At 57.9% G+C, this 13,633-nt stretch carries 13 protein-coding genes, 4 tRNA genes and 1 riboswitch; of the genes, 4 read left to right on the top strand and 13 right to left on the bottom strand.

What is annotated here, in order from left to right; genetic code table 11:
• Positions 1 to 374: 374 nt before the first annotated feature.
• Positions 375 to 451 (bottom strand) — tRNA-Arg (locus GIV26_RS26105).
• Between the two features lie 324 nt (positions 452 to 775).
• Between GIV26_RS26105 and GIV26_RS26100 the strand changes: the two genes are divergently transcribed.
• The gene (locus GIV26_RS26100) at positions 776 to 1,003 is read left to right on the top strand and encodes a hypothetical protein (RefSeq protein ID WP_054896750.1); all 228 of its coding nucleotides are present in this window, start codon (positions 776 to 778) and stop codon (positions 1,001 to 1,003) included.
• A gap of 10 nt (positions 1,004 to 1,013) precedes the next feature.
• A complete protein-coding gene (locus tag GIV26_RS26095) occupies positions 1,014 to 1,193 on the top strand; it encodes a PA3371 family protein (protein WP_034128463.1) in 180 nt (59 codons plus the stop codon).
• Between the two features lie 122 nt (positions 1,194 to 1,315).
• On the opposite strand, the gene GIV26_RS26090 is transcribed toward GIV26_RS26095, so the two are convergent.
• Positions 1,316 to 1,540: a hypothetical protein gene (locus GIV26_RS26090; protein ID WP_106117681.1), complete on the bottom strand. Its 225-nt coding sequence runs from the start codon at positions 1,538 to 1,540 to the stop codon at positions 1,316 to 1,318.
• A 49-nt stretch (positions 1,541 to 1,589) separates the two neighbouring features.
• Here GIV26_RS26090 and GIV26_RS26085 point away from each other — a divergent pair, with 49 nt between their 5' ends.
• Positions 1,590 to 1,916 carry an Arc family DNA-binding protein gene (locus GIV26_RS26085; protein WP_003193592.1) on the top strand — a complete coding sequence of 109 codons (327 nt, stop codon included), beginning with the start codon at positions 1,590 to 1,592 and terminating at the stop codon, positions 1,914 to 1,916.
• Between the two features lie 101 nt (positions 1,917 to 2,017).
• Here GIV26_RS26085 and mgtE read toward each other — a convergent pair whose 3' ends face one another.
• The 8 genes from mgtE to ltaE form a co-directional block, all read right to left on the bottom strand.
• Positions 2,018 to 3,460: a magnesium transporter gene (gene mgtE / locus GIV26_RS26080; protein WP_003193593.1), complete on the bottom strand. Its 1,443-nt coding sequence runs from the start codon at positions 3,458 to 3,460 to the stop codon at positions 2,018 to 2,020.
• Between the two features lie 348 nt (positions 3,461 to 3,808).
• Positions 3,809 to 3,885, bottom strand: a tRNA-Arg gene (locus tag GIV26_RS26075).
• Between the two features lie 72 nt (positions 3,886 to 3,957).
• A tRNA-Arg gene (locus tag GIV26_RS26070) sits at positions 3,958 to 4,034 on the bottom strand.
• A 108-nt stretch (positions 4,035 to 4,142) separates the two neighbouring features.
• Positions 4,143 to 4,233: transfer RNA gene (locus GIV26_RS26065), tRNA-Ser, on the bottom strand.
• Positions 4,234 to 4,295: 62 nt separating this feature from the next.
• Positions 4,296 to 4,484 carry a carbon storage regulator CsrA gene (gene csrA / locus GIV26_RS26060; RefSeq protein WP_003175645.1) on the bottom strand — a complete coding sequence of 63 codons (189 nt, stop codon included), beginning with the start codon at positions 4,482 to 4,484 and terminating at the stop codon, positions 4,296 to 4,298.
• A gap of 174 nt (positions 4,485 to 4,658) precedes the next feature.
• Positions 4,659 to 5,900, bottom strand: coding sequence for an aspartate kinase (locus GIV26_RS26055; protein ID WP_003193595.1), 1,242 nt, complete (start codon positions 5,898 to 5,900; stop codon positions 4,659 to 4,661).
• A gap of 95 nt (positions 5,901 to 5,995) precedes the next feature.
• Positions 5,996 to 8,614 carry an alanine--tRNA ligase gene (alaS, locus tag GIV26_RS26050; RefSeq protein ID WP_014719590.1) on the bottom strand — a complete coding sequence of 873 codons (2,619 nt, stop codon included), beginning with the start codon at positions 8,612 to 8,614 and terminating at the stop codon, positions 5,996 to 5,998.
• Positions 8,615 to 8,760: 146 nt separating this feature from the next.
• On the bottom strand, positions 8,761 to 9,765 hold the full coding sequence (gene ltaE / locus GIV26_RS26045; RefSeq protein ID WP_034128464.1) for a low-specificity L-threonine aldolase: 1,005 nt from the start codon (positions 9,763 to 9,765) through the stop codon (positions 8,761 to 8,763).
• Between the two features lie 190 nt (positions 9,766 to 9,955).
• Positions 9,956 to 10,125, top strand: a riboswitch (FMN riboswitch).
• Between the two features lie 97 nt (positions 10,126 to 10,222).
• Between ltaE and GIV26_RS26040 the strand changes: the two genes are divergently transcribed.
• Entirely contained in the window at positions 10,223 to 10,732 is a 510-nt protein-coding gene (locus tag GIV26_RS26040; RefSeq protein ID WP_003193604.1) for a 6,7-dimethyl-8-ribityllumazine synthase, read from the top strand.
• A 134-nt stretch (positions 10,733 to 10,866) separates the two neighbouring features.
• Here the strand turns inward: GIV26_RS26040 and astE are convergent, their stop codons facing one another.
• The 3 genes from astE to astB are packed head-to-tail and all read right to left on the bottom strand — an operon-like array spanning position 10,867 to position 13,540.
• A complete protein-coding gene (gene astE / locus GIV26_RS26035; RefSeq protein ID WP_054896748.1) occupies positions 10,867 to 11,871 on the bottom strand; it encodes a succinylglutamate desuccinylase in 1,005 nt (334 codons plus the stop codon).
• Positions 11,872 to 11,882: 11 nt separating this feature from the next.
• Positions 11,883 to 12,167, bottom strand: coding sequence for a hypothetical protein (locus GIV26_RS26030; RefSeq protein ID WP_054922326.1), 285 nt, complete (start codon positions 12,165 to 12,167; stop codon positions 11,883 to 11,885).
• 26 nt (positions 12,168 to 12,193) lie between these two features.
• A complete protein-coding gene (gene astB, locus GIV26_RS26025; RefSeq protein WP_236282776.1) occupies positions 12,194 to 13,540 on the bottom strand; it encodes an N-succinylarginine dihydrolase in 1,347 nt (448 codons plus the stop codon).
• Positions 13,541 to 13,633: the final 93 nt, after the last annotated feature.

Raw genomic sequence — 13,633 nt, 5'->3', positions numbered from 1 at the left:
AGGCGCGCATTCTACAGCAGCCTCATTTGCTGTCAAGTGGTTATTTTCAGAAGTTTTCGAAGATTTCTTCAACAACTTCAACCACTTGCGCTTGCGATCTCTCGTAAGCGGGAGGCGAATTCTACAGGGATCGCCATGAACGTCAACCCCTTATTCGCAAAAAAGTTAAAAACACATTCGCCTATAAAATCAGGATGCCTCGCCGCCTCTTCTATATAAGAAGAAGCGTATAGCCCTGGGGCGTGAATACCCCTCCCACACAAATGCATCGAACTCCAACCGGAAGAAGCCCGGCCGAGACCTGCGAAAGCGAGGAGCGAGAAAGACTGTTTTTTTAGACCGGCGAATACCGGAAAGGGAAAGCTCAACAGAGATGGTGTCCCAGGGCCGGTTCGAACGGCCAACCTTCCCCTTAGGAGGGGGATGCTCTATCCAATTGAGCTACTGGGACAAATACCAAATGCTTACCCGGAAGGGCTAGCGACAGACGGCGTGCATCTTAACGGCCGAGGCTGGTTTTGTCATGTCGTCCGTTGGCATTTTGAATGTAGGCCGATCCCTGCGAATGCATTCAAAGCCTCTCGCTGCAGACCAAAGCCTTCAGATGCATCGTGCAAATTGCACTGCGCCAATATGCCATCATTGCAAACTGCAACCTCAAAACCCCACAAATCAAATCTAACTCTTTGTTTTTATTGGCCTAATAGGTTGGCACGACATCTGCAAAGTCATACATACACAACCAATCGTTCCAGGCACCGTGGAGACCATGACTATGAACAGCGCCCTTCTATTAGCACTGAACGCTGTGGCACTGGCCGCGGTGGTGACGTTTCATTTTCAGCCGACCAATACTGAAGACGGCGCGCAAATCAGCCAAGCCATTCCCCACCATCTGCAACAGCGCCCTCAACTCGCACTGATGACTGCCAACCCCCAGCCCCCCATCCGCCTGACCCAAGAAACCCAATCTGCCCCAGCGGCCGAGCATTGGGTTTTCTGAGAAAATATTCATGTCCAAATCTGCCTGGTTATTTCTGTGCCTGACCCTCATGTCCGCCGCACTAGGCCTGGGAGCCACCTCACAACAAGCTCAAACCCTAGCCTTCGTCGCAAGCGCCGTGCTGGGCAGCCTACTGATAATTGCACTCATCAAGGGTCGCCGAATCAAATTCGATCCACTCCTTCGCTAGCCCTCCCCCGCCGCCCCTTCTCCCTACCTTATGTCGCCTGACACTCGTAAATAGCCGAACAACTACTAACCTTAAGCTTGCGGGCAAAAGGCCATATCCCTATAGAAAGGACACCCTTCGACTCAGATTCCGCGCTGGCCTGGACGAAGGTTGCCGAGCTTCGCTGCAGCTGCGGGAAATTTTTCCAACCAGTCCGCAAAAACGCAAATCAGTACTGGCATAAAGCCTTTAGGCGGTTCAATATTTGTCACAGAATTGACGCCAATGAAATGGCAAATCTGAGGCATGATGCGGCCTCTTTGCAATTCGCGTTGAACTTTGGTCGTGAGCCTTGTCTTAACACTCATCTTGCGGCCAATTCCAGAAACCGCTCCCCTGAACTAACCGGTTAAATATATGCGCCCATTGAAACAGGCAATTTATTCCAGCCGTACGGCTGACAAATTCGTCGTACGTCTGCCAGACGGAATGCGGGAACGCATTGCCGAGGTGGCTCGCAATCATCACCGCAGCATGAACTCCGAAATCATCGCACGCCTGGAACAAAGCCTTATTCAGGAAGGTGCCTTGGGTGAAGAGCTGAGCATGCGCCTGGACAGCCCCGAGCTGTCACTGCACGAACGCGAACTGCTGCAGCGTTTTCGTCAGCTCTCCCACCGCCAGCAAAATGCTCTCGTCTCGCTTATCGCGCACGACGTGGAGGCGGCCGCAGAAGCCAATTGATTGACACCTGAAAGCCGAAGCCAGCCCTGTGCTGGCTTTTTTTTGCGTCGAGTTTGGGAATAAGAAGCAAAGCGAGGGCAGGTTTGCCCCCGCGGGAAGGGTCAGAGCAGGAAGATCGTTGCCAGGCCCAAGAAGATGAAGAAACCACCACTGTCAGTCATGGCCGTGATCATCACACTGGCACCCATGGCGGGATCGCGACCTAGACGCGCCAAGGTCATGGGGATCAATACCCCCATCAAGGCCGCCAGCAACAGGTTAAGGGTCATGGCCGCAGTCATGACCACACCTAGGGACCAACTGCCGTAGAGCAAGTAGGCCACCACGCCAATCACGCCCCCCCACACCAATCCGTTTATGAGGCCTACAGCCAGTTCCTTGCGCAACAGCCGTGAGGAATTGGCGGTACTGACCTGGTCCAGCGCCATGGCGCGCACGATCATGGTGATGGTCTGGTTCCCGGAGTTGCCGCCAATGCCCGCCACAATCGGCATCAACGCCGCCAAGGCAACCAGCTTCTCGATGGAGCCTTCAAACAACCCGATCACGCGAGAAGCGATAAACGCGGTAATCAGATTGATAGCCAGCCAGGCCCAGCGGTTATGCAGTGAACGCCAGACCGACGCGAAAATATCTTCCTCTTCACGCAAACCCGCCATGTTGAGGACTTCGGTTTCACTTTCCTCACGGATCAAGTCGACGATTTCATCGATGGTCAGACGACCGATCAACTTGCCGTTCTTATCTACCACCGGAGCCGAGATCAAGTCGTAACGCTCGAATGCCTGGGCCGCGTCGTAGGCATCTTCGTCCGGGTGGAAGCTCACGGTATCGCTGGCCATCAGGTCAGCAACTTTTTTCTCCGGATCATTGACCAGCAGGCGCTTGATCGGCAAAACGCCTTTGAGGATGCCCTCATAGTCGACCACAAACAATTTGTCGGTGTGGCCGGGCAACTCTTTGAGGCGGCGCAGGTAACGCAGCACCACTTCCAGGCTGACGTCTTCGCGGATGGTGACCATCTCGAAGTCCATCAGGGCGCCGACCTGATCCTCGTCGTACGACAGCGCGGAACGCACACGCTCACGCTGCTGCGTGTCGAGCGCTTCCATCAACTCATGGACAACATCACGGGGCAGCTCAGGGGCCAGGTCAGCAAGCTCGTCCGCATCCATCTCCTTGGCGGCAGCCAGGAGTTCGTGGTCATCCATGTCGGCGATGAGCGTCTCACGCACCGAGTCCGATACTTCCAGAAGGATGTCACCGTCGCGATCAGCCTTCACCAACTGCCACAGGGTCAGTCGGTCATCCAACGGCAAGGCTTCAAGAATGTAGGCGACGTCGGCGGAGTGCAGGTCATCGAGCTTGCGTTGCAACTCGACGAGGTTTTGCCGGTGAACCAGGTTTTCGACGCGGTCGTGGTTCGGACCTTCCTGGCGGTGCGTGAGGTCTTCGACCACGCGCTGGCGCTGCAGCAGCTCGATAACTTGAGCCAGACGATCCTGCAGGCTTTCTTGTGTTTTCTTTACTTCTACTTCGGTCATAGGCGAACTCCACTCCCAGCAGCGGGGCACGCCGGAAGGATCAATCAGTCAATTCATGATTGGTAAAACGGGGTACTGAGTAACTACTGGGTAAGTCCATGGAGGTATTCCACAAGCCCCGGCGGGGCTGACGGGCGCATGATACACCGCCCGGACGTTTTAAACGTTAAAAAACTGGAAAGAACAAGCGCTTGCACGCCAAAGCTCAGTATTGGCTGCATCTATGAACTGCGACGACGCAGACGCATGGGAAAACACATGAGGAGGGAGAAAAAGGAGGACGCCGGATAAAGCCTATACAAACCCCAGACGGCAAAAAGCCCGCACTAGGCGGGCTTTTTGTTTGTATGGTGCACTCGACAGGATTCGAACCTGTGACCGCTCGGTTCGTAGCCGAGTACTCTATCCAGCTGAGCTACGAGTGCAGATTGTGTTTTTAGACCAGATCACAACTGGTTGAAGCCAAGCTACCTGCATCGCTGCAACTAACTCTTAAATGGTGCACTCGACAGGATTCGAACCTGTGACCGCTCGGTTCGTAGCCGAGTACTCTATCCAGCTGAGCTACGAGTGCATTTGTTGCCGCGCATTATAGGCCGTTCAATCTCTATGTAAAGCTATTTTTTCGAGTATTTTCAACAACTTACCGAAAAAACCAGATTGCAACGTACTAAGCAAATAATGGCGGAGAACGGGGGATTCGAACCCCCGACACCCTTTTGAGGTGTACTCCCTTAGCAGGGGAGCGCCTTCGGCCACTCGGCCAGCTCTCCGCAACACGGGGCGTATATTAACCACGTTCCTCCCCGTTTGCAAACATAAAAAACGATAAAAATTAAAGGCTTGGTTCTTCGTCCTTCTCTTTCTTGATCCGCAGGTAGATTTCCTCGCGGTGGACCGCCACCTCTTTCGGAGCGTTAACCCCAATACGTACTTGATTGCCTTTGACGCCGAGCACGGTCACAGTGATTTCGCCATCACCGATAATCAGGCTTTCTGCGCAACGACGAGTCAGAATCAGCATACCTTTCACCTCACGCATTTCAGTTCAGGAACAACAGTCTGCAAAAAAAAAGCATTCGACCTACAACCAAAAGGTCGTAGCCCTACTCGCTAAGTATTGTCGAGCCCATGCAAAAGACCATGTACCCCACAAAAAAATGAAAGGCGCGGTAAACCGCGCCTTCCTGGCAATGCATCACTCGCCCTGTCGGGCCGGCGCATCCAACTCAAAAGCCGTATGCAGCGCGCGTACAGCCAGCTCCAGGTACTTCTCTTCGAGGACGACCGAGACTTTGATTTCCGAGGTGGAAATCATCTGGATGTTGATACCTTCTTTGGCAAGAGCCCCGAACATACGGCTGGCAACGCCAGCATGGGAACGCATGCCCACCCCGACGATCGACACCTTTGCAATCTTGGTATCGCCGACCACTTCACGCGCGCCAATCTCGCTCGCAGTGTTCTGCAGGATTTTCAATGCTGCATCGTATTCATTGCGATGCACGGTGAAGGTGAAATCGGTGGTGTTGTCGTGCGAAACGTTCTGCACGATCATGTCGACTTCAACATTCGCATCGCTGACAGGCCCCAGAATCTTGAAAGCCACGCCTGGGGTGTCTGGCACGCCACGGATCGTCAGCTTGGCTTCATCGCGATTGAAAGCGATGCCGGAAATGATCGGCTGTTCCATGGATTCCTCTTCATCAATAGTAATGAGGGTGCCCGGACCCTCCTTGAAGCTGTGCAATACGCGCAGCGGAACGTTGTACTTGCCGGCGAACTCCACCGCACGAATCTGCAACACCTTGGAACCAAGGCTGGCCATTTCCAGCATTTCTTCAAAGGTGATCTTGTCCAGCCGTTGGGCCACTGGCACGACGCGTGGGTCAGTGGTGTAGACGCCATCCACATCGGTATAGATCTGGCATTCGTCAGCCTTGAGCGCTGCCGCCAGGGCCACACCGGTGGTGTCCGAACCGCCACGACCCAGCGTGGTGATGTTGCCGTGCTCATCCACGCCCTGGAAACCCGCTACAACTACCACACGGCCTGCTTTCAGATCAGTGCGAATTTTCTGATCATCAATCTGCAGGATCCGCGCCTTGGTATGTGCGCTGTCTGTAAGAATGCGCACCTGACTACCAGTGTAGGACACCGCTGGCACGCCACGCTTGTTCAGCGCCATGGCCAACAGCGCAATGGTTACCTGCTCGCCCGTGGAGACAATCACATCCAGCTCGCGCGGCAGCGGCTGTTGATCACCGCTGATGGCCTTGGCCAGATCGATCAGGCGATTGGTCTCGCCACTCATGGCCGACAGCACCACTACCAGGTCATCGCCAGCATCGCGGAACTTCTTAACCTTGTCGGCGACCTGCTCGATTCTTTCGACAGAACCGACCGAGGTGCCTCCAAATTTCTGTACGATCAAAGCCATTTCCAAGCCGCCTCAGCCCGTAAAGGGGCGCCTAATTTCCAATCCACCCGCACTGAACAAGCCCGTGACTAGACCACGGGCCGGTTAACAGTGCTTTAAATACCTGCCTCGACAAATGGCACGGTCAAGGCCAGCGCCGCGTCCAGGGCTGCGGCATCGACACCACCGCCTTGCGCCATGTCCGGACGACCACCGCCCTTGCCACCCACTGTCGCAGCGGCTTGCTTCATCAAATCACCGGCTTTGAGTTGGCCAGTCAGGTCCTTGGTTACACCAGCAACCAGAACGACCTTATCCTCATGGACACTGCCGAGCAGGATCACTGCGCGGCCGAGCTTGTTCTTCAACTGATCGACCAAGGCCAACAGCGCCTTGCCATCCTGGCCGTCCAGGCGCGCAGCCAGGACTTTTACGTCCTTGACGTCAACCGCCGCGGCCGACAGGTCATCGCCCGCAGCGCTCGCCGCCTTGGCCTGCAACTGCTCCAGCTGTTTCTCAAGCGCACGGTTGCGCTCCAGCACGGCGGACAGCTTGTCGATCAGGTTGTCGCGGCTGCCCTTGACCAGGCCGGCCGCTTCCTTGAGTTGTTCTTCGGCTGCATTGAGATAAGCCAGGGCCGCAGCACCGGTTACCGCTTCAATACGACGTACGCCCGAGGCCACACCACCTTCGCTGATGATCTTCAGCAGGCCGATATCGCCGGTGCGGTTGGCGTGGATGCCACCACAGAGTTCTACCGAGAAGCTGCCGCCCATGCTCAGTACGCGGACTTCGTCGCCGTACTTCTCGCCAAACAGCGCCATGGCGCCTTTATTCCTGGCGGTCTCGATATCGGTTTCTTCGGTTTCAACCGGGGTGTTCTTGCGAATCTCGGCGTTGACGATGTCTTCCAGGGCCTTGATCTGCTCAGGCTTGATCGCTTCAAAGTGGCTGAAGTCAAAGCGCAGGCGCTGGCTGTCCACCAACGAACCTTTTTGCTGCACGTGCTCGCCCAGTACCTGGCGCAGCGCGGCGTGCAGCAAGTGAGTGGCCGAGTGGTTCAACGCCGTGGCATGCCGTACGTCGGCATCCACCTGGGTGTCTACCGGTGCGCCCACGGTCAAGTTGCCCAGCACCAGCACACCGTGATGCAGGAAAGCCCCGCCGGTCTTGGTGGTGTCGCGCACATCAAAACGACCGGATGTCGAGCTCAGGAAACCGCAATCGCCAATCTGGCCACCCGACTCGGCATAGAACGGCGTCTGGTCCAGCACCACAACCGCCTCTTCACCTTCGCTCAACACGTCGACCGACTTGCCGTCTTTATAGATGGCGACGATCTTGGCCGAGCCCGCAGTGGCTTTGTAGCCGGTGAACTCGGTCGGTACGTCAACCTTGACCAGGGTGTTGTAGTCCAGGCCAAAGGAGCTGGCCGAACGTGCGCGCACGCGCTGGGCTTCCATCTCACGCTCGAAACCGGCTTCGTCGACGGTCAACTCACGCTCGCGGGCGATGTCGGCAGTCAGGTCCATCGGGAAACCATAGGTGTCGTACAGCTTGAACACCACATCACCCGGCACCACGGTGCCTTTGAGTTCAGCCAGGTCCTGTTCCAGAATTTTCAGGCCATGCTCCAGGGTCTTGGAGAACTGCTCTTCTTCAGCCTTGAGCACCCGCTCGATGTTGCTTTGCTGTTGCTTGAGTTCCGGGAAGGCATCGCCCATCTCGGCAACCAGCGCGGCCACGATCTTGTAGAAGAAGCTGCCGGTAGCGCCCAGCTTGTTACCGTGGCGGCACGCACGACGGATGATGCGACGCAGCACGTAGCCACGGCCTTCGTTGGAAGGCAGCACGCCGTCGGCGATCAGAAAACCGCAGGAACGGATGTGGTCCGACACCACCTTGAGCGAAGACTGGCCTTCATTGGCGCAGCCAATGGCTGCCGCCGAGGCGCTCAGCAGGTTGGTGAACAGGTCGATTTCGTAGTTGGAGTGAACGTGCTGCATCACCGCACTGATCCGCTCCAGGCCCATGCCGGTGTCCACCGACGGTGCCGGCAGCGGATGCAACACGCCATCGGCGGTGCGGTTGAACTGCATGAACACGTTGTTCCAGATCTCGATGTAACGGTCGCCGTCTTCTTCCGGCGAGCCTGGCGGGCCACCCCAGATATCGTCGCCGTGATCATAGAAAATCTCGGTGCACGGGCCGCACGGGCCGGTATCGCCCATGGTCCAGAAGTTATCGGACGCGTAGGGCGCGCCTTTGTTGTCACCGATACGGATCATGCGCTCGGCAGGTACACCGATTTCCTGGGTCCAGATGTCATACGCTTCATCGTCCGTCGCGTACACGGTGACCCAGAGCTTTTCCTTGGGCAGCTTCAGCACGCCGGTGAGGAAGGTCCAGGCGAACGTGATCGCGTCTTTCTTGAAATAGTCGCCGAAGCTGAAGTTACCCAGCATCTCGAAAAAGGTGTGGTGACGAGCGGTGTAGCCGACGTTTTCCAGGTCACTGTTCTTGCCGCCGGCGCGTACGCACTTCTGGCTGCTGGTAGCGCGGGTGTAGGCGCGCTTTTCCTGGCCCAGGAAGCAGTCCTTGAACTGGTTCATCCCCGCGTTAGTGAACAGCAGGGTTGGGTCATTGCCTGGGATCAAGGAGCTGGAGGCTACACGGGTGTGACCTTGCTCTTCGAAGAAGCGAAGGAAGGCTTCACGGATTTCTGCGCTTTTCATTAGGTTCTTCCACGGAGGCTGCGGCCAAAGGCCAGTGCGCAACATCATCAGACGGAGCGACGGCAAAGGGCCGCATTATATCGGCCCTTTGCCGGTGGTACAGCGTGTTTATGTGATAGAAACAGTCAATTAGACGGCCTGCACTGTCATTTCTGCGAAAACGCGACGAATGTCTGCAGCACTTGCTCGATCTGCGCCCGGCTGACGTCCAGATGGGTGACCATGCGCAGGCGCGGCGCGGCACTCAACTTGACCCCACGCTCGGCCGCAAAGGCCTTCAGCGCCTGCGCCTGATCGCCTACCTGCACATACACCATATTGGTCTGCACCGGCTCGACGCTGTAGCCGGCCTTGCGTAACTCATCGCCCAGCCATTGCGCGTTGGCATGGTCGTCAGCCAGGCGCTGCACCTGATGATCCAGAGCATACAACCCCGCCGCCGCCAGTGAGCCGGCCTGGCGCATGCCGCCGCCGACCATCTTGCGCAAGCGCCGAGCCTTGGCGATCAGCGCCGCCGAGCCACACAGCACCGAACCGACCGGCGCGCCGAGGCCCTTGGACAGGCACACCGACACCGAATCGAAATGCTGGGCGATTTCTCGCGCATCCACGCCCAGCTTGACTGCCGCGTTGTAGAGACGGGCGCCATCCAAGTGCAGGGCCAAGCCGTGCTCGTGGGTAAATGCACGGGCCTTGGCCAGATAATCCAGCGGCAGTACTTTGCCCTGCATGGTGTTTTCCAGCGCCAGCAGGCGCGTGCGCGCGAAGTGGAAGTCGTCGGGCTTGATGGCTGCAAGCACCTGGTTCAGATCAAGGGAGCCATCAGCTTGAACCTCCAGGGGCTGCGGCTGGATCGACCCCAGCACCGCCGCACCGCCACCTTCGTATTTGTAGGTGTGGGCCTGCTGGCCGACGATGTATTCCTCGCCGCGCTCACAGTGAGCCATCAACGCCAGGAGGTTGCTCATGGTGCCGGTGGGTACGAACAGCGCCGCGGCAAAGCCCAGGCGCTTGGCCAACTCGGCCTCCAAGCGGTTGACGCTGGGGTCTTCACCATAAACATCATCGCCGCTGACGGCGCTGGCCATTGCGTCGAGCATGCCGGGGGTAGGTTGGGTCACGGTGTCGCTGCGCAGGTCGATCACGGTCATGAAGGGGGCCTCTAACGGAGTGGATAAGTCCTTTTGTGTGTGATTACTGCGGGCAAAGCCACGGAATATCAAGCCCCTATTGCATTCATTCGAATACCAACCAATCAAACCGATATAAGTTATCGAGACGGCAGCCGTGCAGTTTTCGAAAAACCATGTTAAAAACTCTCCGCCGCCAGGGTTCTGGCGGCAACGTTCTCAGGGCGGGGTGCAATTCCCCACCGGCGGTAATTGCACGCAATGTGCATAGCCCGCGAGCGCTTGGCGCCTTGAACTGCTCAGGCAGGACGGCGACAAGGTCAGCAGACCCGGTGTGATCCCGGGGCCGACGGTCATAGTCCGGATGAAGAGAGAACGGGATTGGCACCTAAGGGCCGCGCGCCTGTTTGCGCATGCGTACCCTTAAATCCCATTCGATTCATAACGCCCTGTTTTTTTCTTAAACAGGAGTCAGAACATGCAACCCACCGCAATCGACAGCAAAAGCAAAAACCATCACGGCGAGCGCGTCGCGTTTATCCAGGCCTGCTGGCACAAGGATATTGTCGACCAATCGCGCAAAGGCTTCCTCGCCGAAATGATCGCCCAGGGTTATCAGGAATCGGACATCGACTTCTTCGAAGTCGGCGGCGCCTTTGAAATGCCCCTACACGCCAAGTTGCTGGCCAAGACCGGCCGTTACGCGGGGATCGTCGCTGCCGCGCTGGTGGTGGACGGTGGCATCTACCGTCACGAATTCGTCGCGCAATCGGTGGTCAGCGGCCTGATGCAGGTGCAGTTGGAAACTGAAGTGCCGGTGTTCTCGGTGTCCCTGACGCCGCACCACTTCCATGCCGGCAGCGAGCACACCACGTTCTTCTATGAGCACTTCGTGCACAAGGGTCAGGAAGCTGCGCGTACCTGCGCCGATACACTGCACAAAGTGCGGGCGATCCGTCGTAGCGAGCCGCGTGCGGTAGCGGTCTAAATCCAAGCCTCACCGCAAACCAGTGTGGGAGCTGGCTTGCCTGCGATGCAGACACCTGGGGTGTATCAGTGATACCCAGGTGATGCTATCGCAGGCGAGCCAGCTCCCACATTGGACTGAGCCAGACTTGGCTCTCAGGCCAGGCCGGCATCGGTGGTGGGCACGATCAATATCCCGGCGCGCAAGCCGTTCTTCACCTTTGGGTTGGGGAAGATGATGCGGGCGCCCTCCTCCTCGATCACCCAGCGGGTCTTGGCCACGTCTTCGGCCAGCAGGTAGCCCTTTTCCAATTCCGAAAAGTTTTCCACATCTGCGGGCAGGTGCAGCAGGAAGGCGTCGCTGTGCTTGATCACTTCCCGTGCAACGGCGAAGAGCTTCAGGCCGTCGAGGTTGCCGGTCTCAGGCTCGTTGCCCTCGATGATCTGCTTCAGACGCGCCTCCAGGCGCGACACGTCCACACCGTCGTTCTGCCCGAACGGGCGCGCCTTGCCCAACTCCAGGGTGAAAGCCTCGGCGCCGAGTTGCTCGTAGGTAAAGGCGGTGAAGGTAATCGAGGTTTTGTTCTGCAGCAGCACCGCCTGCATGCCGGCCGCGTTCAAGCGCTCCAGCTCACGGCGCGAATGCTGTCGGTCTTCCTTCCACGGGTACAACGCGAACTGCTCGATTTTTGAACCACGAATCGCGGTATGCAGGTCGTAATGCAGGCGCGAGCGGCCAGGCAGGCTGAAAAAGCTGCGGGCCAATTGCTCAAGCTCGGCGGCGCGCATGGCTTCGGGGCCAATGTTTTGTTCATGACGGCCATTGAACAGCCGGTTGACGTCCAGCTCGAGGTAACGCTCACCGCGGCGCATGGCCTCGGTATTACCGAACAGGAACAGAATACGGGTGCGGGGTTTGATCTCCCCGCGGGCAATGCCATGCAACAGGCGGTCGAGCAATTCGATCGGCGCGGTTTCGTTGCCATGGATGCCGGACGACAGCAGCAAGTCGCTGCCGTTGTCCAGAGCTTCAGGAGGACGCACTTCAAGCGCGCCTTCGCTGAGCCAGCGCATCTGCACGCCGTCGACAGTCAGTTGAATTTTTTGCGCCGGTTCACGACCGGCGAGGGTCAGTTCAAGCAGTTTGCCGAGGGCGAGCATAAGCAGCTTCCTTAGTGGTTGCAGCCTGGGCCATGGACGTGATCGTCGTCACCTTCAACGTCGGCCGGTTCCATTTCCAGTTGCAGGCTCATCAGGTTGGTGGCCAATGGGCGCATCAGCAGGTTGGCGTACTCGGCGTCGCCCTCCTCTACGTCTACGCCAATCAGCAGTTGGCCGCGGCCATCGTGCTGGATCCAGATCTCCTTGCCCTGCCAGACCACGGCGACGCGGGTGCAGGAGGTTTCCAGCTGGGTGCCGTCGGTGTCTTCAAGAATGAGTTTCAGGGTGTCGGTCATAAATAAAATATCTCAGCCGTGTGGCATTAATTGATCTGGAAAGGATAAACCGAGCCCAGTTTAAGGATTTGCGTCAGTTCATCCAGTGCCGTCCGGCACTCAAGCAGCAACTGCGGGTCAGCCAGGTCGGTTTCGCGCAGGCTGTCGCGGTAGTGCTTGCCCACCCAATGGGTCAGGGTTTCGTACAACGGCGCGGTCATGATAACCCCTGGGTTCACGGCCGCCAGCTCGGTTTCGTTCAACGCCACGCGCAGGCGCAGGCACGCCGGCCCACCGCCATTCTGCATGCTTTGCTTGAGGTCGAAGACCTTGACTTCGCGGATCAACCCGCCGGAAACGGTCAAGCCTTGCAGGTACTGCCACACGCGCTCATTGGCGCGGCACTCTTCCGGCACGATCAGCAGCATCGAACCATCAGGACGAGTCAGCAACTGGCTGTTGAACAGGTAGGAACGCACCGCGTCCTCGACACTGACCAACGCGCGGGGCACACACACCGACTGGAAGTTGCCGCCCAGCTTGCTCAACTTGCCGTGCAGTTCGGCGAGCATCTGTTCGGTATTGAGGAACGCATCCTCGTGATAGAACAGCACCTCGCCGTTGCCCACCGCGATCACATCGTTGTGGAACACACCGGCATCGATCACCGCAGGGTTCTGTTGGGCGTAGACCACGCCGTCATCCTTCAAGCCATGCAGGCGCGCAACGGCCTGGGAGGCTTCGAGGGTCTGGCGCGCCGGGTACTTCTGCGGGGCCGGGTAACGGGGGTCGAAAGCACTACGGCCGAAGACGAAAAACTCGACGCCCGCCTCGCCGTACTCACGACAGAAACGCGTGTGGTTGGCCGCGCCTTCATCGCCAAATTGCGCCACGGCCGGCAAGGCGGCGTGGTGAGCGAAATGCTTGCCATCGGCGAACATCGCCCCCAGCACTCGGCTGGTGGTGGGGTGCTCGATGCTGCGGTGGTATTTGCAATTGAGGTTGGCAGCGGTGAAATGCACACGACCGTCTGCGGTGTCGGCGCTTGGGCTGACGGTGGCGGCGTTGGCTACCCACATGCTGGATGCCGAGCAGCTCGCTACCAGCAAAGGCATGGCCTGCCTGGCAGCCTGCTCGATCACCTGGGCGTCGGTGCCGCTGAAACCCAAGCTGCGCAAGGCGGCTACATCCGGGCGCTCCTGGGGCGCCAATACACCTTGCACAAAGCCCATGTCCATCAGGGCTTTCATTTTCTGCAGGCCCTGCAACGCCGCTTCCTTCGGGTTGGAAGACTGCTGGCTGTTGCTTTGGGACGCGACGTTGCCGAAGGACAAACCGCCGTAGTTATGGGTCGGCCCCACTAGACCGTCAAAATTGACTTCACAGGATTTCATCGGCGAGGCTCCACGAACATCTGTTTTTATAGGCATCAAATCACTTGAATACACCACAGATCCATTGTGGGAGCGGGCTTGCTCGCGAAAGCG

The sequence above is a fragment of the Pseudomonas sp. PA-1-3F genome (assembly GCF_021609665.1).
GTDB classification, from domain to species: Bacteria; Pseudomonadota; Gammaproteobacteria; order Pseudomonadales; family Pseudomonadaceae; genus Aquipseudomonas; species Aquipseudomonas paracarnis.
The sequence above is the reverse complement of the archived record's forward strand: the minus strand, read 5'-3'. Positions and strand labels throughout refer to the sequence as shown.